Below are 24095 nucleotides of genomic sequence, written 5' to 3' on the forward strand. Positions count from 1 at the left end.
CACCGACCGCACCGAGGCCGCCACCAAGACGAAGGCGCTGATGACGGCCAACGACGCGGTGCGGCGGCTGCAGGGCCGGCTGCTGCAGCGCACGCGCACCCAGGCCCTGGGGCAGCTGGCCAGTGGCGCGGCGCACGCGCTCAACAACTTCCTCAACGTGCTGCGCCTGCGGATTACGTTGCTGCGGCGCGAGTTCAAGCCCGAGCACCTGGACGCGCTCGACAAGACGGTGGGGCAGGTGGGCGAGCTGGTGGCGCGGTTGCAGGAGTTCAACGTCCAGCGCACCGAGGAGCAGCTGTCGGACGTGCAGGTGGACGCGACGGTGCGCGAGGCGCTGGAGCTGGCGCGGGCGGAGCTGGAGGGCCGCGAGCACCCGGTGACGGTGGAGCAGCGGCTGGGCGAGCCGGGAGCGGTGCGCGCGGATCCAGGCTTCTTCCGCGAGCTGGTGGTGAACCTGCTGCTGGCCGAGCGCGAGCGGTTGAGCGACGAGGGCGGGCGGGTGCTGGTGGAGACGCGGCGGGAGGCGGACGGGTGGGTGACGCTGCGGGTGGCGGACTCCAGCACGCCGTACGAGGCGGAGGACATGACGCGCGTGTTCGATCCGCTCAACCGCGATGCGGGCGCGCCGCAGCTCTCGCTGTTGCTGGCGGTGGCGCGCAACCAGGTTCAGCGCTGGGGCGGAGAGCTGACGGTGGAGAACCTGCCCGAGGGCGGGGCCGCCTTCGTGGTGCGGCTGCCGCTGGCGCGCTCCGAGGAGGAGGTGGCACGGGCGCGGGAGAGCCGGGAGGTGGCGGTGGGCCCGCGGCGCTTCCAGCAGACGCGCCGGGTGCTGGTGGTGGACGATGACCCCGACAACGCGCGGATGATGGCGGAGGTGCTCGGCGAGGAGGGCTACGACGTCAAGGTGGCCAACAGCGGCGACGTGGCGCTGAAGATGTGGGACGAGCGCCGGTACGACGCCGCCCTGCTGGACGCGGTGATGCCGGACATGTCGGGCTGGGAGGTGGCGCGCGAGCTGCGCAAGCGCTCGCCGCAAGCGCTGCTGGCCATCGTCACGGGCATGGACGTGCGCGGGCAGAACCGCGCCAACCTCGCGCTGGTGGACGCCGTGTTCCGCAAGCCCATCGACGTGGGCGCGCTGGACGACTTCCTCGGCCAGTCCGAGTCACACGCGACCGGGGGGGGGGCGCGGTGACCCCACCTCCCGCGTGAGAGCCACACCGGGAATGTATTTCTTCAAACTCAATGACAGACAGGAGGCGTGCCTGACGAAGAGGGGCGGAAGGGTTACAGTGTGGACATGCTCGGTGCCTCGACACGCGGGGGGGGATGCATGCAGAGGGTCGATGAGCGGGGCTGGTGGGTGCCTGCTCCCCCGGGCTCGGACGAGGACTTGCAGCAGCGACTGGCGATGGCCTCGCCCGCGGACACGTCGCGGGGCATGTTCCTGAGGGCCACGCTGGACGCGGTGCGCATCCTGGGGGACGAGGAGGCGGTGCGCAGGTGTCAGCGGGTGAGCGGAGAGGAGAAGCTCGTGGACTTCTTCTCCTATCCCGTCAGCGCCAACCTGCGCATGGTGTTCACCGCGGCGCGGATGTTGGAGGCCCGCTCCGGCGGCATCTCCGAGGCGCTGCGGCTGCTCGGCCGTGGGGCCGCGGCGTGCTTCCTGTCCTCCACCGCGGGCCTGGCGCTCCAGTTGCTGGCCGGGGGAGACACGAACCGCATGGTGGGCAACATGCCGTCCATGTACCGGGCCTCGGTGAGCTTCGGGGTGCGCTCGGTGGTGTGGATGGGGCCCACGAGCTGCCGGCTCACCATGCGGCGCGAGTTCATGCCCGCCTCCTTCCAGGAAGGCCTGCTGCTGGGCGTGCTCGAGAAGGCCCACGCACGGGGCGCGCGGGTGGTGGGCCAGCAGCTCTCCACGTTGGAGAGCGACTACGACGTCTCGTGGGTGGCGTGAGCATGGGGCCCGCCGCCGTCATCTTCGACCTGGATGGAACCCTGGTCGACAACCTGCGCTTCCACATCCAGGCGTGGGTGGCCCTGTCCCGCTCGCTCGGCGTGGACACGCCCGCGGAGCGCTTCGAGCGCGAGTTCAACGGCTGGCGCAACGAGGAGATCATCCCCGCGCTGCTCGGCCGGCCCGTGCCTCCCGAGGAGCTGGCGCGGCTGGCGGAGCAGAAGGAGTCCCACTACCGCGCGCTCTACGCGCCGCACATGGTGCCCGTGCGCGGGGCCCGGGAGCTGCTCACGCGGCTGCGCGGCGCCGGCCTGCGGCTCGCGGTGGCCTCGGCGGGGCCGCGCCCCAACCGCGCCTTCGTGCTCGACGGCCTCCAGCTGCGCCCCTTCTTCTCCCACGTGGTGGGCGCCGAGGACGTGACGCGGGGCAAGCCGGCGCCGGACCTCTTCCTCGCCGCCGCGCGGGCGCTCGATGTGGACCCCGCGGCGTGTGTCGTCTTCGAGGACGCGGTGCACGGCATCCACGCGGCGCGCGCGGCGGGGATGATCGCCGTGGGTGTCTCCACGCTCACACCCGCGCAGGTGTTGTGCGAGGCCGGAGCCCATTGGGTCACCTCCGACTTCGCCTCCCTCCCCGGAGACTTCGAGCGGCTGCTCTTCGGCGGACGCTGAGTCGGGAGGACCCCACCCGCCGGGTCACCACGGACTTCGGCCCGTGGGGAGCGGGCTCCCGGCCCTTTTCTCCGGCGGGGCTGTTTGAATCCCATCACACCGGAATCGTGAATAGCATTGCAGCACTGAAAGCTTTCATAGACAGGGATGGAGTGTGCGCTGCCAGCACAATCCCACAACGAGAGTGGACGAAACGAGGTACGGGGGCCGTTCTTCCCTCGGAGGACGGGCTCATTCGTGATGCCCCCTGCTGACAGCAAGTCCTGAAACAATTAGGATAGACATTCCTCAGCAGCCGGGCTGATTCCTGCCAAGGGGGACACACATGGCCGTGACCATCAGCGCACGCACCAGGTGGGAAAAGGCAGACACGTGGGAGCAGGAATTGGAGCGGCGGATGTGTCTGGCGACCTCGGAGGACACCATCCGCGGCATGCTCTTCAACGGGACGTTGGAGGTGCTGCGCACGGTGGGGGACGGCTCGCTGGCGCAGCGGTGTGTGGAGGAGTGTGGGGAATCCGAGTTCCTGGACTTCTTCAGCTATCCCGCGCGGATGCACTGCCAGATGGTGAGCACGGCGCTGCCGGTATTGGCGGAGGCGTTCGGCGACGCGGAGGAGGCGCTGCGTCAACTGGGGCGGCTGGTGGCCAACCGCTTCATGCGGGTGGGGGCGGGCAAGGTGATGTTGTCGCTGACGCCGCGCAGCCCGAGGCAGCTGGGGTATTCGCTGCCGATGGCCTACCGCATGGCGGTGAGTTTCGGGCAGTACGAGGTGAAGTGGACGGGCGCCCGGAGTGGCCGGTTCATCTTGAAGCGCGACTTCATGCCCCACCCCTTCCACGAGGGGGTGATGGAGATGTCGCTGAGCATGTGGGGCGGGCGGGAGGTGAAGGTGAGCGGGCGTCCCACGGGGGGGCTCGATAGTGAGTGTGACTTCTGCTGGCAGTGAGACCAGGAGTGAGCGGGGAATGAGCAGCGCGGCGATGGCGTGGAGTGTGTCCCCCCGGGACGGTGGTCAGTTCTGGGGCCAGCGCATGGCGCTGGCGAATTCGGAGGACATCGCGCGCGGGCTGTTCCTGCAGAGCGTGTTGAAGTCCATCCGGGCGCTCGGGGACGAGGCGCTGGAGAAGCGCAGCGCCAGTGCGTGTGGGCAGGCGCGCTTCTTCGACTTCTTCAACTACCCCATGCGGTTGCACCTGCAGATGCTGTCGGTGGCCATGCCGGAGCTGGCCACGCGACACACGGACGTGGAGCAGGCGCTGTGGCGCATGGGGCACTGCGTGGCCATGGACTTCCTGGAGTCCGAGGCCGGCCGGACGGTGAAGGTGCTGGTGCGCGGCGAGCCGAAGCGGTTGGTGAACAACCTGCCGTTGACGTACCGGATGTCGATGACGGGCGAGCGCTCGGTGCGGTGGACGGGGCCTCAGTGCTGCCGCTTCACCATGAAGCGCGACTTCATGCCCCCCTCGTTCCACGAGGGCATGCTGGTGGCGATGCTCGAGCGGTTGAATGCCAGCAAGGTGAAGGTGGTGGGGCGTCAGACGGACATGCTGGAGAGTGAGTACGACATTTCCTGGCAGTGAGAGGGAGTGACCCTTGCCTGGACGGCTCGTTCCTGGTGCGGTGGAAGTGGGTCCCATCGTCAGGGGGCTGAGCATGGGCATGGAGTCCAAGGCGGCGGATCCTCCCGGGGATGTCTGGGCACGGGACCTGGCCCAGCGCGTGGCGTTGGCCACACCCGCGGACACCGCGTGGGGCGCGTTCCTGCGGAGCACGTTGGAGGCCATTCGCGTGCTCGGGGACGAGGGGTTGGTGCGGCGCTGCCGGGAGGTCTGCGGGCACGAGCAGCCGGTGGAGTTCTTCCGCTACCCCGTCCGCTTGAGGCTCCAGATGATGGCGCTCTGCCTGGAGCCGCTGGCCGCGCGGCATGGGGGCAGCGAGAGGGCCCTGCGGCTGCTGGGCCGGCAGGGGACGAGTGCCTTCCTGTGCTCGCACGCGGGCAGGCTGATGCTGATGCTGGCGGGCGGTGACAGGAAGCGGCTCCTGGAGGGGGCTCACGTCGGCTTCCGGATGGGGTTGAGCTACGGCAAGCACACGACGCGGTGGGCGGGCCCGGCGTGCTTCCACTGGAGCATGGAGCGCGAGTTCATGCCGCTCCCCTTCATGGAAGGGGTGTTGGAGGTCCTGGTGGAGAGCTCGGGGGCCCGGAACGTGCGGGTGGTGGGACGCCAGACGGGCGCGCTCGATGGCGAATACGAGCTCACCTGGGAGTGAGCCGCGGGGGCGGGGCGTGGCTAGACTGCCGCCGTGGACCCGACTTCCCTGGAGCGCCTCCGCCGCAAGGTGGAGGCTGGCGAGACCCTGAGTGACGCGGAGCTGGAGGCGCTCCGTGGCGCGGCACGGAACACGCCGGGGCCCACGCTGCGCCTGACGGTGGCGCATGCGCTGGTGAACGCGGGTGCGGAGCGCGAGGCCCTGCGGCTGCTGGAGACGCTGCGGCGCGACTTTCCGCAGGACGTGCAGGTGCGGCTGGGGCTGGCGCGGGCGCTGCTCGGACTGGAGCGGATGGGCGACGCGGAGGCGGTGCTGCGCGAGGCGCTCGTCCTCAACCCGGGAGACCCCGAGGCCCAGAAGGTGCTCGCGGTGCTGGCGCTGCGGCGGGGGGAGCACGGCCGGGCACGGGAGTACGTGGCGGACGTGCTGCGGAGAGATCCCTTCGACGAGGAGGCGCGGCTGCTGAAGACGGAGCTGGAAGCCGCGGACGTGCCGTCTCCGCCCGCGCCCCGGGTGCAGGCGTTGCGCCCGGAGTTCACCGCCGCGCTGCTGGCCGCGCTGCACCGGGCCGGCGTGGCGTGCCGGAGGCAGGGGAAGGATCTGCTGGTGAAGCTGGCCTCGGGCGAGGTGGGGCGGGTGGACGTGGCGTCGTTGTACGCGGCCTATCGCGATGGCTCGCAGGAGCTGGGCACGTACGTGGAGGGCCTGGTGGCGCGGCTGCGGGGGTTGTCCGGGCCCGCCGTGGATGCGGGCACGCTGGAGGCGCGGTTGCGTCCGGTGCTGAGGCCCGGGGGCTTCGAGACGCAGGCGGCGGGAGCGCTGCATCGGCCGGGGCCCGCGGGGCTCGCGGTGTTCTACGTCCTGGAGGACGCCGAGTTCGTGCACTACCTGCCGGGGGATGCGTTGGAGCCGGCGGGGCTGTCCGCGGAGGAGGTGGATGCGCTGGCGTGGCGCAACCTGGAGGCCCACCCCGCGCCGGTGAGGCCGGTGGTGCTGGACGAGGGGCAGGTGGTGCTCGCGGAGACGTTCAGCGGCCTGTGGGCGGTGGCGGGGGGCGACGGGTACGACGGGGCGAGGCTGCTCACGGCGGAGCAGCGCGGACGGCTGGTGCTGCACGCGGGAGAGGTGCCGCTGCGAGTGCACCTGGGCTGGCGGGAGTTCACGCTGGTGTGCCGCGAGTCGGACGCCTCCGCGTGCGAGGCGCTGGCGCGGCTGGGAGGTGCGCCGGACGGAATCCCGGGCCTCTTCCGCCTCGAGGGTGGCACCCTCGCCGCCGTGTGAGAGCACCTTCCCCGCGAATCCACTGTGAGCCCATCTCCGCGGGTATATCTCCGCGGGCATATCCCCTCTCCCCCCGGGAGAGGGACGGGGTGAGGGTATCCGAGCCCGTTCTCCTACCCCGCGGTCGCCGGAGGAGGCAGCACGTCCACCACGTTCACCTCGCGGAAGCCCGCGGAGAGGAACAGTACGCGTAGCGTGTTCTCCGCCGAGCGCCGGGCACGCTCCTTCAATCGGGCATCGCCCTTCACCTCGCGCTCGAAGGCCTCGCGGGCCTTCTCCAGGAGGAGGGTGGTCTGGGCGCTGTCGAGGTTGGATCCGATGATCTCCGTCTCGCCGGGCTTGAGCTCCACCTTGACCTCCAGGGGAGGCAGCACCACGTCCACGCGGTTGCCCTGGATGCGCATGGCGGAGCCATCGAGGCGGCTGAAGTCATAGCCGAAGTGCACGTCGGCGAAGACGATGGCGCGGCCGATGGGGGTGTTGATGGAGTAGCGGGCCCAGTTGATGACGTCCTTCCAGAGGGCGTCGGTGGCCTGGGGCTGGGGAGAGAACTCGACCTTCTTGTAGAGGGAGACCTGGAGCGTCTCGAGCCGGGCGACCTCGCGGACGCGGGTGACGAGCGCTGGCGTATCGGGCAGGGCAGGGGGCTTGGGGCGGAGGAAGAGGAACGAGCCCACGGCCCCGGCGATCAATGCGACGAGGACGAGCAACACCCGCGAGATGAAACGCAGCATGGGCCCCATTCTAGCCAGGGTGGGGTAGGGTTCGCCGAGCCATGAGCCCGCTGTCGCTTCGGGATGAAGAAATCCAATCACTCGGTGAACAGGGATGGTTCACCCGTGCGTCCTTCCTCGGGGGGGCGGAGGCCCGAGCCATCCACGCCGAGGCGAGGGCGCGCGTCGAGGCCGGCCAGCTGCGTCCGGCGGGCATCCGCCGGGGCGCGGACCACACGCTGGACCGGGACACCCGAGGCGACTTCATCACCTGGGTGAAGGAGGAGGAGCGGGGCTCGGCGATCAGCCGGCTGCGGGATGCGTATGCCGCGCTCGGTGAGGCGCTGTCGGCCGAGGCGTACCTGGGGCTCGGGCGGTTCGACCTGCAGCTCGCCTGGTACCCCGGCGAGGGAGCGAGGTACGCACGCCACTTCGATGCGTTTCCCGGGCAGTCCAACCGGCGCGTCACGGCGCTCTACTACCTCAATCCGGACTGGGTGCCGGCCCACGGGGGCCTGCTGCGCATCTACCCCGAGCGCGGCCCGGTGGACGTGGAGCCCACGTTGGATCGGCTCGTGGTGTTCCTCAGCGAGCGCATCGAGCACGAGGTGCTGCCCGCGCACGGTCCCCGGCTCGCGCTCACCGCGTGGTTCTACGGGCGGAACGCGGGGTAACGCTTCGGTGGAGGGGGCTCGCAGGCGTGCTCCCGGATCGTTTTGTTTCCCAGGTACATCCGCCAGAACGCGCGGGCATCGGGCCTCGCGGAGAGCTGCTTCCACAGCGCCTCCACGCCACCAGCCTCGCGGGCAATCCGCCTCGCGAGCGCCGCCGCTCGCGCATAGGCCCGCTCCCGCACCTCCGGACGTACCTCCAGCAACTCCGCCGTGAGCACCCGGCAGTCCTCCGGGCCGCTCGCGGTGGGCCCCGGCTCCACCAGCGCCGTGGCGAACCCCTCGACGAACCATCGGGGCAGCGCTGGCCCCGCATGGGAGATCAACGCCAGGTGCGCCACCTCGTGCCTCGTGAGCGCGCCCAGGTCCTCCATCCGGTCCACCACCCGCGCGGGCGGAAAGAGCACCTCGCCCTCCACCACTCCGGCCGCGGCGGTGCGAGGCAGGCCCGTGCGTGCGCTGAATGCGTCCACCGACTCGGACAGCGCCGCCCGCACCTCCGGCACCTCCGTCCCCACGAAGGGCGGCAGTGACTGGCGTGCCCGTTCCAGCGCTCGCGCTACCCGCGTGGCCACGCCCTCCGCGCCCTCCTCGTGCCGCACCACCGTGGCGCCCACCTGCACCTCGGCCGCCAACACCGCGCTCATCACCACGCTAAGGAGGGGGTGCGCCAAGCGTGCGCTCCGGGAAGTAGTGCTTCAGGATCTTCTCGTACGTGTACCCGCGCCGCTCCAACTCCGTGGCGCCGTACTGGCACAGCCCCACGCCGTGGCCGAGTCCCCGCCCCTCGAAGCGCACCTTGCCGCCGGCTTCGCGCGCGCTCACCGCGAGGCTCTTCAACGTCTGGTAGCCCAGCACCCGCCCCACCCGGGCATGGAAGGTCTCGCCCGACAGCGGCACGCCGAACGTGCGCACCTCCAAGGCACGGCCTCCGCTGTCCTTGCGCAGCACCTCGAAGGCCGGACCCTCGGCGGGAATCCCCAGCGCCCGGGCCAGCTCCTGCCGCGACACCTCGAAGTGCCAGCGATGGTGCGGTGAGGCGGCGCACAGCGGTCCGGACGTGCCCAGCCGATCCTCCACCGCACTGGAGGACTCGGACGAGCCGAAGACACTCGCGGCCGTGCTCGTGGCGCCGCCGCAGCTCGAATGGAAATAGGCCGGCGCCAGGGGCTCGCTGGCATTGCGTCCCCGGAGCACCTTCCCGCGCGTGGCCTCCACCGCCTTGTCCACCTCGGCGCGCTCGTCCTGCCGGCCCCGGTAGAGCTGACAGTGGGTGAGGTCGCAGACGTCGTAGCCCGCCTTCTCGTGCCGGTTGCGCCCGGCGAGCGCGTAGGTGCGCGAGACGATGGCCTGCGCCTTGAGTGCCTCCGGCTTCCCGGCCAGCTCGCTGCCCACCACGCCCCGGAGGTAGTCCTCCACGGACAGCTCGTTGAACAGGGCGATCTGCCCGTCCAGCACGGTGGCCCGCAGCGCTCCCCGGTACCGCCGCGTCATGGCACCGAGCCGCACCATGACTCCCTCTCCCGGCGCGTAGAGCTCGCGGCAGCGCCAGTCCGGCCGGCCCAGGTCCAGCAGCCCCTGGTCGATCTCCGCCGTGGCGCCCGTCAGGTCCAGCGTCTTTCCATCGCAGCGCAGCCGCCCGCCGTTGTTGGTCATCACCGTGGCGCGCACCGGGCGCAGCTTCTCCAGGACGCGGACGCGCAGGTGGCCCGGGGGCCGCTCCCAGGGCGTGGTCTTCGGCGCATCACCCCCGAGCGCGAGGCTCAACAGCTCCGTCCCCGGTTGCGCGGCCTGGTGGGCTCCGCGTCCTTCCCGGGCGAAGGCCACCACGGCGAAGCGCGGCGCACGAAACGGCGCGAACCCGATGAACCAGCCGTGCGTGTGCCAGCCCTTCTCCCAGCGCGCGGTGCCCGTCTTCCCCGCGCCTTCCAGCGTTCCCAGCCGCGTGGCCTCCAACGTGCCGCTCTCCGCGGCCTGCCGCATCGCCTCGCGCAGCACCTCCACCGCCGCCACGTTCCCGAGCCGCGGCCCCTGCCGGCCTCCCACCTCGCCCAGGCTCCGCGCCTGTCCCCGCCCCGCCACCACCGCCGCCATCTGCAGCAACTGGAGCGGCGTCGTCTGCACCCGCTCGCTGTCCCCGGCCGCCACGCGGATCCGGTCCTCGCGCGAGAGGGCCTGGGGCAACACGCCGCTCTCTTCTCCGGGCAGTGCGCCCGTGGGCCTCCCGAGCCCGAAGTCGCGCAGGGCGCGCAGCAGCGCCTCGCCCTCGAGCACGTCTCCCAGCGCGTGGAAGTAGATGTTGCAGGAGAGCGCCAGCGCCCGCGTCAGCTCGATGCGCCCGTGGCCCGGGCGGAGCCAGCACGTCCGCTCCCGGCCTCCAATCTCCGCGCGGCCCGTGCAGCGCTGCGGCCCCTCGGGCAGCCGGTGGGAGTCGAGCGCCGCGTAGGCACTGGCCAGCTTCAGCACGCTGCCGGGCGGAAAGGCGCGCGTGAGGATGGCGGGGTGATGGGCCAGCACCAGCTCTCCGGTGCTCAGGTCCACCACCGCCGCCGCGTCATCCTCGTCCGGCAGCAGGGCCTCGGCGCGCTCGGCCAGCCGGGTGCGCAGCTCGGGCGTGCTTCCGGCCACGGCCAGCACCAACAGCAGTCCGAGCGGCACGACGGTTACTCCACGACCCGGGCGGCCTTCACCGTGAAGGTGCCCACTTCGAACTTGCCGCCCGTGCGGGTCAGCATGTGACGGAAGCTGTGCCGCTCCTCGCGGTCGGTGCCCTCGTGGAGGAGCACGTCCACCTTCACCTCGGTCTGGGCGTTCCCGTTGTCGGAGAAGTAGTCCACCAGGATTTTGTAGACGCCCGCCTGCGAGTTGGCCTGGGTGTAGATCTCCGGCCCGTAGCCCGTCGTCACGTCCACGTCGAGCGAGCCGCCGCTCGCGGTCTCCTTGTGGCCGTACCAGGACTCCTCACCCGAGGGCTCCAGCACGTGCAGGTCGAGGTCGGTGCCGTCCGTGTCCCACGAGAGCACCACGCGCAGGTCGATCTTCGGCACCTTGGCGAACACCGACACCTTGGCGCGGCCCACGCCCGCGTCGTTGGCCGCCGACACCTCGATGACATTCATCCCCGGCGACAGCACGAGCGAGAGGTCGAACGAGCCGCCGCGCAGGGGCAGCGGCCGCTCGGTGCCGTTGATGGAGAGGGTGCCGACACCCAGCGAGGCGTCGGAGACAGTGCCGGTGATGCGCGCCACGCGGTTCGAGGTCCATCCCCCGGCCGGCGTGGCGAGTGTCACCGTGGGCGCGTCCTTGGCCCAGGCGGAGGTCGCACCACAGAGCAACAGCGTCAGCACCGACAGCAACGTCCGGGCGTTCACGGCTCACCTCCCACCGTCAGCGTCTGCTCGCTCGAGGTCCCCCGCACCTGCGGGTGGTACATGAGCGAGGCGGTGGCCGGCATCACGTGCACGTTGCCCGCGAGGCCCGGCGTCATCATGTAGCCGAAGACGTTCCTGCCCGCCTTCAGGTCGCTCACGAAGAAGACCACCTTCTCGTCACGCACCTCGCGGTGCAGGCCCTTGGGGTGCAGGTCCCTGCCTCCGGGCGTACGGCCCACGTCGGCCTCCTCCACCTCGCAGCCGGAGCACAGCGGATCCTCCAGCATCACGTACTCCACGGCGTTCGGCGCGTTGACCTCCAGCTCGACGAAGAGCAGCCCATCCTGCTCGGCGCTCTTGCCGAGCGGCTGGAGCGTCTCCTGGATGCCCGCGCCACCCTGCTCCCGCACCACGCGGTGGTAGCGGCGGTTGATGGTCAGGCCACTGCTGCTCGCCTTCAGGCCCTCGCCCGCGTCCAGGTATGACAGCCGCGCCTCGAGCATCATCCCGGCGCCCTCGCCCTTGCGCGCGACCTGGAGGGTGTGCGGACCCGGCTTCACCGTCAGCGACTCACCCACCATCAGCTCGGGACCATAGAGGTCCTCTCCAGCCCAGGTGCGCTCGCCGAGCGGCTGGCCATCCAGCACGGCGGCCACGGTGGCGCCCTGCGTCTGGCTGGCGAAGCGCGGGAGCACGTCGGCCAGCGCGGACACCACCACCGCTGTGTCACGGGTGCTCTGCCAGTGGCCCTCGCGCCGCTGCTGCAGGAGGAACTTCACCGCGCCGTCGATGAACGGGCTGGACGGCCGCGCGCGGGCGAGCGCCCGGAGCGCCGAGGCCGTGGACTCGATGGGGTCCTTGTCCCACGTGGCCATGGCCGGCTGGATGCGGCCCTGCCACCAGGGCTCCGTCCCGCTGCCGCCGAACACCACCAGCTCGCCCACCCGGTTGGCCGAGCGCTCCAGCTCCTCGGCCAGCGCGGCGGCGTCGTCGTTCTTGCCCGACTCGGCCAGCGCCAGCACCACCAGCGACTTGGTGTAGGCGGACAGCTCGGCCTGCTCGCGCACCTTCTGCGAGAGCGCGGTGAGCATCGAGTCCGACGACTTGCCCGCCACCGCCAGGTTGTAGAGCAGCTTCGCCCGGAGCCCGTCATCCATGTTGCCGTGGGTGAGCGAGGACAGCTTCGCCAGGCCGCGCGTGAGCATCTGGTCCAGCTCCTCGTTGCCGTAGCCGAGCGAGCGCGCCATGGCCAGGCCCTGCACCACGTAGCCCGTCATGGCCGCGTCCGTCTCGTCCTCCTCCCACCAGCCCCAGCCGCCATCGCCGTGCTGGAGCTGGCGCAGGCGCGCCACACCCGCCATCACCATCTTCGGCAGCTCCTCGTGGCGCTGCTTGCGCGGCAGCTTGAGCTGCTCGTACGCCTTCACCGCCACGAGGTTGGGCACGAAGCGGCTCATCGTCTGCTCGGTGCAGCCGTACGGGTAGCCCACGAGGTAGTCCAGGGCGCTCTCGATGGCCGGCGCGATGCCGGTGCTGGCGTAGACGGCCAGCCGCGAGGCCTCGGGGTGGGCGGAGGCCGGAATCTCCAGGGCCAGGTCCACCGGCCCGGTGGAGTCGGAGCCCAGCGAGGCGACGACGGCCTCGCTCAGCAGCGCGCCGTGCGCCAGCCGCGGCACCTCCAGCTCCACGGAGTCGGAGTGGCTGCCCAGCTTGCCGGTGGCGCGCAGCTTCACCTTGCCGTCGGCTCCCACCACCTTGACGGGGAACACCGCCACCGCCTGGTCATTGCCGTCCACCGAGAGGCTCTTCTGCTTCTCCGTCAGCTCGACGCCGGTGGCCTCGAGCGTCACCGTGGCCGTGCCCTTCTGGCTGGTGGAGTTCTCCAGCAGCACGCCGAGCTGCAGCGTGTCGCGCTCGCGGAAGAAGCGCGGGGTGGCCAGCCGCACCTGGAAGTCCTGGTGCACCCGCGCCTTGCCCACGCCGAAGCCCACCGAGGTGTCGGCGGTGATGACGCGCGCCGTGGCCCGCCACGTGGTGAGGTTGTCCGGGAAGGTCACCTTCATCTGCGCCTTGCCGTCCGGGCCCGTGGCCAGGTTGGGCGAGAAGAGCAGCGTGTCCTTGAAGTCCTTGCGCACCTTGCGCGAGAGCGTCTTCAGGTCACCGAAGCCCGCGCGGCTGCGCTGCACCAGCTGGCTCATCTGCTCGCGCACGCTGCGGCCGTAGCCGTAGAAGCGGAACGTGGTGGAGCTGGTGCCACGCACGTTGTCGCGCACCGGGTGGAAGAAGAACTCCGGCAGCGAGGGCGCAATCTCCGGCGAGACGGCGTAGATGGCCTCGTCCACGACGGACAGGGCGATGTCGGCGTTGGCCACCGGCTTGCCGTCCGGCGACTTCACCGACACCGTGAAGGTGCCCGTGTCGCCCGGGGCGTACTTCTCCTTGTCCGCCGTCACCTCCACCTGGAGCACCCGGTCCGTGGGCGGCACGCGCACCAGCAGCTCCTGGCGGAAGGTGCGCCCGGCGGAGATGGCCATGGCGCCCACGTACATGTTGGGCGTCATCTCCTTCGTCACCTTGAAGCGCAGCACCGCCGAGTAGCCCTTGAGCTCGAGCGCATCGCTGGAGAGCACCTCCAGGCCCTCGTGCGTCAGCAGCACGCTGGCCGAGTCGAACGGGGCGCGCACCAGCACCACCGCCTCGTCGCCCACCTTGTAGCGGGGCTTGTCCGAGTACAGCTCGAGCCCGCCCTTGGCCATGGGGATGTCCCCGCCCTTCTCCGTGACGAAGAAGGGCACCGTGGTGGTGATGACCGAGCCCGCATCATCCTTCGCGGTGAGGTGGGCCACGTAGGCCCCGGGCTCGGTGGGCTTCAGCTTCTGCACGCCTCCCGTGGCGGACGCCGCCACCTGGAGCTGCTGCGCGGGCAGCGAGGCCTCGGCCACCGACTCGCCCGTGCGCTTCTGGTACTTCACCTCCACCTGCACCGGGGCGGCCACCGGCTTCTCGCCGTAGTCGCGCGCCACCACCTGGAGCGACACCTCGTCCCCCGGCTCGTAGACGAGCTTGTCCGCCCGCGCCGACAGGAAGAAGCGGCCCACCGTCACGTCCACCGCCTTCTGGCCCCGGGCCGTCTTGCCCGAGCCGTCCACCACCTTGGCCTCGATGGAGTACGTGTAGTCCTGGCCGTCCTTGTGGGTGGGGAAGGCGAAGGCGTACGTCCCGTTCGCATCCAGCTTGCCGGACGTCTCCTGGACGATCTCCCGGCCCGCCGAGGCGCGCTCACCCTCGGAGACGAAGAAGTCCGCCTCCGCGTCCGTGAACTCCGGGATGAAGAAGCGGCTGCGGTACACGGTCAGCTGCACGTCCGCGTTCTTCACCACGCCACCGTGGAAGAAGCGCGCCTGCACCCGGCCCGACACCTCGTCACCCTGCACGTAGGAGGGCCGGCCCAGCTGCACGCTCACCTGGTACTCCGGCCTGGTGAACTCCTTCAGCTTGAACTCGCCCTCGAAGGCCTCGCCCTCCACCTCGGCGCGGATGCGCCAGACGCCCGCCGCCGGCTGCGCCTCCTTGCCCGGCAGCTCGAAGCGCCCGGTGAAGCTGCCATTCGCGGCGATCTCCACCTCCAGCGTGTCCATGGCCGTGCCGCCCGGATCCACCAGGGACACGTCCGCCTTGCCACCCTTCGGCGGCGCATAGGCCGTGCCCGCGCGCGAGCGGATGATGCCCTTGAAGTGCACCTCGTGCCCCGGGCGGTACACCGGCCGGTCCGTGAAGAGGTACACCACCCGGTCATTCGCCGCCCCCGAGTAGAAGGTGGCATCCGCCAGCGCCACGTCGTCGCCCTTGCGCGCCAGCGCCAGCGTCTGCGTGGCCGCCTTCACCTTGGCCTTGAACAGGCCGTCCCCGTCCGTCACGCCCTCGGCGTACGGCTTGCCCTGGTCGTACAGCGTCACCTTCACGCCCGGGAGCGCCGCGCCCGTCGTCTGGTCCACCGCCAGCGCCACCGTCTGCTCGGGACCCTGCCGCACCATCAGACCGATGCGCGACACCACCGCCAGCGTGTAGCCCACGTCCTCGCCCGTCACGCCCTCCACCAGGTAGACGCCGCTCTCCTTCACGCCCAGCTCCAGCGTGCGCAGCGTCCAGTTCCCGCTGTTGCCCGAGTAGCCCTCGCCGTCCTCGCTCTCCTCCGTGGAGGCCGAGTCCGGCACCGTGCCGTCCAGGTCCTCCCGCCAGTAGCTGACGAGCGGATACTCCTTGAGCAGCGGGATGCGGACCTGCTCGCGGGCCGGGGCCGACTGGGCCTTGGACAGGCCCGTGTTGGCCGGCTCGAGCACCGTCAGCGCCGAGGCACGCGCCTTGGGGGATACCGCGTCACGCACCTGCTCGCGCAACGAGGTGGCCGCCGCGCGGTAGCCGCCGGTGAGCACCGTGAAGAGGTGCTTGTCGCGCAGGGTGTTCTTCGTCACCGGACGGTGCAGGTCCGTCTGCCCGAGCATGAAGGCCTCGGGCTCGGGGACGCGGTAGACGCGCATGGAGAGCGCGTTCACGCCGCTGGCCTCGATGCTCACCGTGGGCTGCGTGCCCGGAGCGGCCACCGTCTGCGTGGACAGGTAGAAGCGCCCGCGAGCGAATGCGTCCGGCGCGGCGAGCACGCACAGCACGGCGAACAGCCACTTCAGTCGAGAATCTTCCATCGGTAGAACCCCACGAAATGCGGGTTGTCGTCGCGCGGGCGCCACTTCTCGTCCGGATGCGACAAAAGGTCTTCGAGTCGGAGTCGTTTGACGATTCCCTTGGAACCGCCGGGCCGGCTGTCGGGGCCGGTATGGTAGACGACCTCGGGCCCGATGCCGTCGAGGTCACCCAGGTACACCATCGAGTGGTAGGACATCCCGCGGGCCTCGGGGTCCTCGAAGAAGAGCAGATCTCCCGGCAGGGCCTGCCCGGAGGGGATGCGCACCGCGTTGGCGGACAGGAGCCAGCGCGCGCTGGCGGACGCGCTGAAGGCCGACTCGAGCGGCCCCCGGGCGTCATAGGCACCGGCCGCCACCCGGAAGAGCTTGTCTCCGAGCACGGGCACGGCGGGGTAGTGGTACTTGCGCACGTCCGGCGCGGAGGCGGTGTGGAGCTCGCGGCCCTTGCGCCAGCCCGCCCCGTGGGCCTTGAGGGCCTCCTTGTAGGCGAAGCGCAGGAGCCCGGCGCAGTCGCGGTGCACCTCGGGCCAGTGCGGATCCGGCGTGGGGTACTGCGCGGCGGCCAGCGTCACGAACCAGCGGCGGAACGCCTGCCGGTCATCCTCCGAGTCCAGCTCGACGGCGTCCGGGAAGCCGTCCTTGTCCGTGTCGGAGTCATCCGCCCGCAGGCGCAGCTCCACCGGCGTTTCCGCCACCAGCCCGAGCGCATCCTCCACCCGCAGGGTGCCGTGCACCTCGCCCGGCGTGGTGCCCGCGACGACGGTGCACACCGGGCCATGGGCGCCCGCACCGCACGAGGCCCGTGCGATGGAGGGCGAGAGCGAGAGGCTGGCGCGGGTGGACGGCAGCAGCGGCGCGGAGAGGCCCAGCAGCGAGCGCGGCTGGACGTGGAAGCTCATCGAGGCACTGCCATCGGCGGGCAGCTCGGACGCGGAGCGCTCGACCCGCGCGGAGGTGCGCAGGCCCAGCGCTGGCGCGGCCAGCACGGCGGCGATGGCGAGAGCCCACTTCACGCGGCGGCCCCCTTACTGCTGCACAGGCAGCGGCTGGAACTGGCCGGCCACCCCGGTGCCGTTCACGGCGAGCCCACCGCCATAGGGCGGCAGCTTCTTCATCGCCTCGCACAGCGGCGCCACGCTGGCCTCCACGTCGCCGGTGTCGAAGCCCTGGCTCTGGCCCCGGCCCACGGCCTTGAAGAAGGTGAGCATGGCGTCGGCCGCCTTCGCGGTGTCCACGTAGGCGGTGAGGAAGCGGACGTCACCGCTCTTGCCCACCTGCTGGAAGCCCTTCACGTCGGACAGGGCGGGGCGCTTGCCGAGCCCCGTCTCCACCGCGGCCGTCAGCGACTCCAGGTCCGTGGCCGCCAGCAGGTAGTCCTTCGTCAGCGCCAGGCACAGCCCCTCGGTGGAGTTGCAGAAGGCGGAGACGCCCGGGGCGACGTCCTTCTTGCCGGGCTCGTCCAGCCAGTTCTTCGCCAGCTTGGGGAAGGCCTTGGACGCGGCGGCGCCATCCTTCAGGCCCAGGCCGACCAGGTGGTCGAAGCGCGTGTCCGACACGCCGAGCAGCCCATAGAAGGCCTCGTCGGTGAGGGCGTCCTCCAGCTCATTCGGGAGGACGAGCGCCTTGCGCATGTCCTTGGCGCTGGTGCCGCCCGGGCTGCCGAGCCGCTCGAGGAAGGCCTCGGCATTGGCCGCGCCGAGGCTCGAGAAGAACACCGCGTCCCTGGGCACGTAGGCCAGCGCGCGGAAGGCGGCCACGGTGCCGGGCGAGTCGGAGAGCTCGCCGCCGAGCTGCATCTGTCCCGAGTCCACGTCCAGCCCGAGCGCCACCTGCGACAGGCCCAGCAGCAGCGCCGGAGGGCCGTCCGGCTCGAGCGTCATCAGCGCGGCGAGGCGGTGGCCCTGCAGCTTCTCCACCTCCTTCTTGTAGCCGGCGACGGACTCGACGGACTCACCGCCCTTGCCGAGCGCGAGCGAGAGGGCCTCCCTGGCCAGCTTCACGTCGGTGGAGGCGATGAGCACGTTCTGGAAGGCGGCCACGTGCAGGACGCGGCTGCCGCGCTGCAGCTTGTGCAGGGGGTGGCCCTCGTGCTGCTCGGTGCTCACGCCGTAACCCTTCAGGGTGGAGGCCATCAGCGCGAGCCGGACCACGAACTCCTGGGAGCCATCCACTTCCTTCACCAGCAGGAGGTCGGCGTCGTCGTCGTCATTGTCCACCACGCCGATGGCGGCCGGGCCGGAGAGGGCATCGGCGAGGCGATCCGCGGCGAGCGGGTGCTCGGAGGCGGAGGCCAGGTCATGGCTGAGCGAGAGGGCGCGCTCCATCTGCGCGGAGAGGCTCACGTGCTCGATGGCGTGGCCTTCCACCAGCGCCTTGCCGGGCGCGGTCCGCATGAAGGCGTCCCAGGTGCCCCGGGCATCGGCGGCGGCCACCACCATGGAGCGGGGCGAGTCCAGCACGGATTTGGGCACCAGCGCGGTGGGCCGGTAGATGGCGGCCTTGGGCAGGGACTTCAACAGCTCGGAGGGCGCCGGGCCCTTCTTCGTCTCCTTGTCTCCACCGCCGCAGGTGCAGCCAGAGACCATGGCGAAGATGAGCGCAACTGCCGCGAGTGATCGGCTCCGCATTCTTTCAATCCCCCCCGTCGAGTGTGGGCTCGGGAACGCGCTGTTTCGTAGCACACACATGCCCCGGAAACCTAGGCCCGGGGGGACGCCGTCACCGCAGCGTGGGAGCCAGCAGCACCACCGAATAGCCCACCGCCACCCTCGGTCCTACGTTCTCGTACGAGTGCTTCTGGTCCCCTCGGAAAACCACTACATCGCCCGTCTCCAGGAGGAAGCGCTCGCCGCTGGCCACCAGCGCCATGCGGCCCGACTCGCACACGAGGTATTCACGCGTACCGGGAGTGTGGGGCACGCCCGTCAGCCGCGCTCCCGGGGGCAATTCCATCCGGTCGAACTCCATTCCCGGCAGCGGATCCGGCAGCAGCTTGCGGACGAAGCCCGGCCCCCGCTGCCGCACGGTGAGGCTCTCGCGGGGGTAGTGCCGCGCACTGGCCCGGGGCTTCGCCACCAGCTCCTCCAGGGACACCTGGAGGGCCGACGCTACACGGTGCAACACGGCCAGCGTGGGGTTGCTCGTCCCCGATTCCAGGTTCGCCCAGGTGGCCCGGGGCACGCCCGCCAGCTTCGAGAGCTGCGCCTGCGTCGCCCCTCGCGCTTCCCGGAGTGCCTTGATGTTGCGCGCCAGCCAGCCCGCCAGCTCCTCGTCGCTCATGGGATGGCATTCTGCCAATGCGTTGGCACGGCCACCAACGGATGAGCGGCCCGGGCGTACTTCATCGTGCAAGGAGGAGACACGATGAAGCTCGAAGGCGACTCGTGCCTCCTCCTGGACCCGTGAGCGGGTAGAGCCCACCCGCTCGCGACACGGCGGAGGCCCAGGTTCGCGGTAGATTGCTCTGCTGCTTCGGACCGCGCTCCCCGACTGCCGTGCGTGGCCCGGTGGGGAGGTGCCGTGTGTGCAAGCGTCGTGAGGCTCCACGTCTGACAGCTGGCGCAGCCCGGTGTGTGGTGCTGCTGGGGTCCGTCCTGCTGACCACCAGCGGTTGCGCCACGTGGGCACCGCACCACGGCCGGGGTGGCCTCCACTGCGCGCGTGCCCTCTTGCGCTCGCCCCTGGTGCCGCCTCCCATGACGCCTCGAGAGGCAGGCGGGCCGGAGCGGTTGTACCAGCGCCGCGGCACCCGGGAGTTGGGCTCCGACACGAGCGCCAGCGGGGGAAACGTCTCCCAGGGCCCCGCCTCCTGCGGCGGCCTGGCCGTGCCCCCGGGCTGGCCCGACTTCTCCTCCGGCGGTGAAGCGCTGCTCTCGCCCTTCCTCACGTGCACCTCGCCCGCGGAATACGTCGCTCTGCAACAGCGCGTGGACATGCCCCGGCTGGTGGAGGCCCTGGACGAGTGGAGCGCGGTGCGGCTGGGGGCCCTGGGGCCGGTGCGCCAGGACGCCGCCCCCGTGTTGCAACGCAAGCGCGCCGCCTTCCTGGTGAGCGCCACCGAGCGCTACGGGCCGTTCCACGCCGAGGTGTTCGCCCTCTTCGTGCTGCACTCGGCCCACGACGACGAAGTGGACGCGGTGCTGCGGCTGCTGGCCAAGGACAAGCAGTTGGGGCAGACGCTGGCCCTCATGCCCGCCGTGCGCCAGGAGTTGGAGACGCGCGGCCTGCCCCTCTCCCGCTACCCGGAGCGGGGCGAGCAGTCCGGGGACGTGCTGCGGGGCCTGGGCCGTGCCGCCCGGGACGCGCTCGCCACCAGCTCCCTGGTGGACGGCGGGCGCTACCTGGAATTGACGCAGAGGTGGGCGCAATTGCCCCCGCCCTATCAGCACGCCGCCCGCGAGGTGGAGCGCGCCCTGGCGCTGCGCCACTTCTCGCCAGGCAGTGTGGCGCTGGGCACCTTCGATTCCATGACATTCGGAGTGCCGCTGGGCTTCTACTCCCTGGTGGCGGGCACGGGGCAGGGCGCGCACTCGCTGTCCCTGGGCCACTACGAGCAGGCCACGCGCGAGCTGGCACCCGCCCTGCTGCTGGGCACCCTGTATGTTGGTGGCAAGGGCCTGCGTGCCCTGTCCCAGGCTCGGGCCACGCTGGGGCCCCAGGCGGTGCAGGTGCGCCTGCGGGAGCTGGCGCGGCAGGTGGAGGACAGGCTGGGGGTGAACGGCCTGAAGGAGCTGGTCCGGGACATTCGCGCGAGCCGGGAGGCAGGCGAATTCGTGGCGGTGGGAGGCGTGGACGCCGCGCTGGCGCTGCGCGAGGCCGGGGGGGATGTGGCCCGGGCGCAGGCACTCATGTCCCGGGCCCGGCCCGGAGCTACCGGCGCCCCGGCGGTGGAGAGCCGCGCACCGCAGGGCTCCAGGCAGGTGGCCCGCGGGGCGGATGACGCCGCACGCGCCCCCCTGGAAGCCGGAGCCATGGAGCGCGCCGGGGGACTGGCCTCTCTGGTGGACGAGGCGGCGGGCCTCACCCGGGAGGTGGTGGAGGCGCGGCTGGCGCTGGTGGAGGGAGAGTCCTCGGGCGCGCGGCTGCCCCGGGACGTGGCGGCGTTGGAGCGGCAACGGCCCTCGCCCGACGCTCCACCGCCCGGAGCCGAAGGCAACCCGCGTTGGGGCGAGTACGTTGCCTATTACGAGAACCGCCTGGGAGAGCTTCGACAGGGCAAGGCCGCCAAGGGGCCCCTGCGCTGGGTGGACTATGAGCAGTTGTGGACGAGGTTTGCCCGGGGGCTGGCCTTCGAGCGCTTCATGGTGGCGTTGCTGGAGGCCGACGCGAAGCGGCCCCGGGCAGAGCGCCGCTTCCTCGGAGCATTCATCCAGCCGCGTGTCCAGCGCTCCGTGGGAGTCTGGAAGCCGGAGAGTGGCCTGCGCTACGCGGATGTGCTCGTCATCGAGGAGGGCGGGCCCGCGGGAGTACCTCCTCGCGTCGAGACCTTCAGCTTCAAGAGCCGCGATCTGTCCGCTTTGGAAGGCAGGGCTCTGAGAGGGCAGATGATCGAGGATGCGCGCGAAGCGCTCCAGAAGTACGGAGGGGTGCTGGACATCCGTCGGCCCTCCCTCCAATCTCGTTTGCACCAGGGGAGCGAGGTGTCCATCCAGCGGGTTCGCCTCGTCTATGACGGGAACGAGCTCAAGCCCGACAGTGCGAAAAACTTGAATGCAGCCATGCTAGCAGCAGAGCTCCAGGTTCCAGGAGTGGAGGTGCTGGTGCAATGAAGGTGCTGAAGTTTCATGGCGTGAAGAGTGAGGACTACCTCTGGCTCTCCTTCAAAGGCGCCTTTGACCCACGGGCGGCACGGGAGACCGAACTGGAGCCCTTCTTCCACGCGCTGGAGGCGCATGCTGACGGGTGGATGCCGGACGCCGTCGAGGGCAAGCGGCGGCGCAAATACGCCCGTGCCGCCCTCTGGAAAGCCCTCGAGGAGGCACGCGACGGCAACCTCACGTCCCTTGGACTCTATCGCACGCAGTGGCCCGCGCTGGACATGACACTCTGGCTCTGGCTGCCCCCCCAGCCTCCCACGCTGGAGGTCTGGCTCAATGTCAAACCGCTCTCCTTCTTCGCGGAGGCGGAGCGCTGCCGCCACTTCGTGGAGATGGTACGCGCCTGGGCCTGCCGCTACCCGGTCCCCCATGCTATCGCCCATAGCAGTGATGACACGGAGCTGGCGGGTTTCCCTGACTTCGGCCGCGACAAGGAGACCTGGTACCGGGATGGCTTCGACAAGGTGTACGAGGTGGGCTGGCTCAACGTCTTCGGCCCCAGGCTGGTGGAAACGGTGGGCCGCGAGCGCGTGCTGTCCACGCCGGCTCACCGGGTGGAGGAGTTGCCCAACGGCTGCGTGCTGCTGATGACGTGGCCCACCGCCGCGGACTTCGCCAGCGACGAGGCGCGCCTGGCCCAGGCCCGTGCCCACGCCCACCTTCGTCCGGACCTGGACTTCGACACGCTCCTGCGCACCCTGCGCGAGCGCAGCGCCACGCTCGCCCCCGTGGAGCCCCGCTTCCACCCTGACGTGGCCCCGCTCCTCTCTCGCGTGGTGGACCACACCGCCAGTCACGAGCGCCAGCGCACCATCTCCGGGCTCAACACCTGGCAGCCGCCCGAGCCCGAGGAGTGGCGCCCCGCCGACGCGGCCCTGCCCCCGGACGTGGATGACCCGGTGCGCGCCCTGGAGCATTACGGCACCCTGGCCGAGCACCTCGTGGCCCTGCTGCACACGAAGGTGCCCTCCGTCTTCGACGAGACGCCCGAGTCCCTCACGGACGTGGACTTCTACTTCTGGCGCGAGAACTTCCCGAGGAGCCGCCTGCGGGAGAACATCGAGGCGTACGCGGTGCCCGCCATTGGTGCGTACCTGGGCGAGGTGCTGGTGAGGAACCTGGGCGGGCGGTGGATACCGCGCCAGAAGCTGGAGGAAGCCCAGGTGCGGGTGGGCAGCCGGGTGTGGTTGCCCTTTGTCCGAGCCCGTCACTACATGGCCTCGCGCCAGGCGCTGTTGGACTACTCCCTCACCCGGCTCTACCGCGTGGCCGCGCGCCACCGCTCGTGAAGAAGAACAGGCTCACGTCAGCATGGCGGGCTCGAGCTCCACCTTCATCCAGCCCGGCTTGCGCGCGTCGAAGGAGCGGTAGGCGTCCAGGGCGCTCGTCAGCGGCTGCACGTGCGAGAGGATTTCCGTGGGGTCCACCGCGCCCGCGCGCACCAGCTCCATCAGGTGGGGGATGTACTTGCGGTGGTTGCAGTTGCCCATGTTCAAGGTCAGGTTCTTGTTCATCGCCTGGCCGAGCGGGAACGTGCGCATCTGCTGCGGGTACACGCCGATGATGGCCAGTGTCCCCGCCTTGGCGAGCGCCTCCACCGCCCACATCACCGCCTGGGCCGGTGCGTCACCCGGCACCCAGTTGTCCCCCGCCGGGTTGGTGTGCGGCGCCACTTCCTTCAGCTCGCGCTTGAACTCGGCCTTCTCCTTGCGCGCCTCCTTCGCCGCCGGCCCGTGGTGCGCGTGCATGGCGTCCACGCCCACCGCGTCGATGGCCCGGTCCACGCCGATGCCGCCCGTCAGCCGGAGGATGGCCTCCACCGGATTCTCCGCGTCGAAGTTGATGACCTCGGCGCCCAGGTTGCGCGCGGCCTCCAGCCGGTCCGCGTGGCAGTCGATGGCGAAGATGCGCCCCGCGTCCATCAGCTTCGCGCTCAGGATGGCGAACAACCCCACCGAGCCGCAGCCGAACACCGCCACCGTGTCCCCGGGGCTGATCTCCGCGAGGTCCGCCCCGAAGTAGCCCGTGGGGAAGATGTCCGAGAGCAGGATGGCCTGCGCGTCCGTGACCTCGTCCGGAATCTTCACCAGCCCCACGTTGGCGAAGGGCACCCGTGCCTTCTCCGCCTGCAACCCGTGGAAGGGCCCGCTCATCTCCGGCCCGCCGAAGAACGCCGTCCCCGCGCGCTTGCCGTTGGGGTTGGCCACGTCGCACTGCGCGTAGTACCCCGAGCGGCAGTACGAGCACGTGCCGCAGGCGATGGTGGACGGAATCACCACCCGATCTCCCACGCGCAGGTTGCGCACGTCCGGGCCCAGCGCCTCGACGATGCCCACGCCCTCGTGCCCGAGGATGGTGCCCGGCCTCATGCCCGGCATGGTGCCGCGCACGAAGTGCAGGTCCGTGCCGCAGATGGCGCTCGCCGTCAGCTTGACGATGGCGTCCGTGTCCTGCTGGAGGACGGGCTCCGCGACGTCCTCGAGCCGGATGTCTCCAATGCCATGAAAGACGACTGCCTTCATTGCCGCTCCTTCCCCCCGCGGGGCTCCAGGCGCTGAGCGCGCTGGCGTCGGAATCTCCCCGCTAGGGGTGGCCACGCGCCCTGTCCGGTGCCAGACGGAGGCGCTTCCTCTCCTGG

19 protein-coding genes are annotated in these 24095 nt (G+C 70.9%); 10 read left to right on the forward strand and 9 right to left on the reverse strand.

Features of this window, described 5'->3' with window-relative positions; genetic code table 11:
* The 7 genes from AC16DP_RS46800 to AC16DP_RS46830 all read left to right on the forward strand — a co-directional run.
* Nucleotides 1–1195, forward strand: a 1195-nt coding sequence (locus AC16DP_RS46800; RefSeq protein WP_483957096.1) for a hybrid sensor histidine kinase/response regulator, incomplete at its 5' end; no start/stop codon positions are given.
* A 138-nt stretch (nt 1196–1333) separates the two neighbouring features.
* On the forward strand, nt 1334–1960 hold the full coding sequence (locus AC16DP_RS46805; RefSeq protein ID WP_329726303.1) for a TIGR02265 family protein: 627 nt from the start codon (nt 1334–1336) through the stop codon (nt 1958–1960).
* A 2-nt stretch (nt 1961–1962) separates the two neighbouring features.
* Nucleotides 1963–2631, forward strand: coding sequence for an HAD family hydrolase (locus tag AC16DP_RS46810; protein ID WP_329726342.1), 669 nt, complete (start codon nt 1963–1965; stop codon nt 2629–2631).
* A gap of 325 nt (nt 2632–2956) precedes the next feature.
* A complete protein-coding gene (locus tag AC16DP_RS46815; RefSeq protein ID WP_329726304.1) occupies nt 2957–3580 on the forward strand; it encodes a TIGR02265 family protein in 624 nt (207 codons plus the stop codon).
* A 19-nt stretch (nt 3581–3599) separates the two neighbouring features.
* On the forward strand, nt 3600–4214 hold the full coding sequence (locus AC16DP_RS46820) for a TIGR02265 family protein (RefSeq protein ID WP_329726305.1): 615 nt from the start codon (nt 3600–3602) through the stop codon (nt 4212–4214).
* A 73-nt stretch (nt 4215–4287) separates the two neighbouring features.
* Complete coding sequence (locus AC16DP_RS46825; RefSeq protein ID WP_329726306.1) at nt 4288–4905, forward strand: TIGR02265 family protein; 618 nt, start codon at nt 4288–4290, stop codon at nt 4903–4905.
* 33 nt (nt 4906–4938) lie between these two features.
* A complete protein-coding gene (locus AC16DP_RS46830; protein WP_329726307.1) occupies nt 4939–6186 on the forward strand; it encodes a tetratricopeptide repeat protein in 1248 nt (415 codons plus the stop codon).
* Between the two features lie 113 nt (nt 6187–6299).
* Here AC16DP_RS46830 and AC16DP_RS46835 read toward each other — a convergent pair whose 3' ends face one another.
* Nucleotides 6300–6920, reverse strand: a complete 621-nt coding sequence (locus AC16DP_RS46835) for a DUF4230 domain-containing protein (RefSeq protein WP_329726308.1) — start codon at nt 6918–6920, stop codon at nt 6300–6302.
* Between the two features lie 41 nt (nt 6921–6961).
* On the opposite strand from AC16DP_RS46835, the gene AC16DP_RS46840 reads away from it, so the two are divergent.
* Nucleotides 6962–7573 carry a 2OG-Fe(II) oxygenase gene (locus AC16DP_RS46840; RefSeq protein ID WP_329726309.1) on the forward strand — a complete coding sequence of 204 codons (612 nt, stop codon included), beginning with the start codon at nt 6962–6964 and terminating at the stop codon, nt 7571–7573.
* Here the strand turns inward: AC16DP_RS46840 and AC16DP_RS46845 are convergent.
* From AC16DP_RS46845 to AC16DP_RS46875, 7 genes are all read right to left on the reverse strand, one after another.
* Entirely contained in the window at nt 7552–8244 is a 693-nt protein-coding gene (locus AC16DP_RS46845; RefSeq protein ID WP_329726310.1) for a hypothetical protein, read from the reverse strand. The genes AC16DP_RS46840 and AC16DP_RS46845 overlap by 22 nt on opposite strands.
* Complete coding sequence (locus tag AC16DP_RS46850; RefSeq protein ID WP_329726311.1) at nt 8225–10228, reverse strand: SpoIID/LytB domain-containing protein; 2004 nt, start codon at nt 10226–10228, stop codon at nt 8225–8227. Before AC16DP_RS46850 ends, AC16DP_RS46845 begins: the two co-directional genes overlap by 20 nt.
* Nucleotides 10229–10233: 5 nt before the next feature.
* Nucleotides 10234–10941 (reverse strand): DUF2135 domain-containing protein, encoded by a 708-nt coding sequence (locus AC16DP_RS46855; protein WP_329726312.1) that lies wholly within the window; start codon nt 10939–10941, stop codon nt 10234–10236.
* Nucleotides 10938–15641, reverse strand: coding sequence for an alpha-2-macroglobulin family protein (locus tag AC16DP_RS46860; RefSeq protein ID WP_329726313.1), 4704 nt, complete (start codon nt 15639–15641; stop codon nt 10938–10940). Before AC16DP_RS46860 ends, AC16DP_RS46855 begins: the two co-directional genes overlap by 4 nt.
* A complete protein-coding gene (locus AC16DP_RS46865; RefSeq protein WP_329726314.1) occupies nt 15623–16654 on the reverse strand; it encodes a DUF1175 domain-containing protein in 1032 nt (343 codons plus the stop codon). Before AC16DP_RS46865 ends, AC16DP_RS46860 begins: the two co-directional genes overlap by 19 nt.
* A gap of 12 nt (nt 16655–16666) precedes the next feature.
* Nucleotides 16667–18268: a hypothetical protein gene (locus AC16DP_RS46870; RefSeq protein WP_329726315.1), complete on the reverse strand. Its 1602-nt coding sequence runs from the start codon at nt 18266–18268 to the stop codon at nt 16667–16669.
* A gap of 91 nt (nt 18269–18359) precedes the next feature.
* Complete coding sequence (locus AC16DP_RS46875; protein ID WP_329726316.1) at nt 18360–18920, reverse strand: helix-turn-helix domain-containing protein; 561 nt, start codon at nt 18918–18920, stop codon at nt 18360–18362.
* A gap of 416 nt (nt 18921–19336) precedes the next feature.
* Between AC16DP_RS46875 and AC16DP_RS46880 the strand changes: the two genes are divergently transcribed.
* A complete protein-coding gene (locus AC16DP_RS46880) occupies nt 19337–21409 on the forward strand; it encodes a hypothetical protein (RefSeq protein WP_329726317.1) in 2073 nt (690 codons plus the stop codon).
* Entirely contained in the window at nt 21406–22746 is a 1341-nt protein-coding gene (locus AC16DP_RS46885; RefSeq protein ID WP_329726318.1) for a hypothetical protein, read from the forward strand. The genes AC16DP_RS46880 and AC16DP_RS46885 overlap by 4 nt, the downstream gene beginning before the upstream one ends.
* A 12-nt stretch (nt 22747–22758) precedes the next feature.
* Here the strand turns inward: AC16DP_RS46885 and AC16DP_RS46890 are convergent, their stop codons facing one another.
* Entirely contained in the window at nt 22759–23979 is a 1221-nt protein-coding gene (locus AC16DP_RS46890) for a zinc-dependent alcohol dehydrogenase (protein WP_329726319.1), read from the reverse strand.
* Nucleotides 23980–24095: the final 116 nt, after the last annotated feature.

The organism is Archangium sp., from assembly GCF_057119385.1.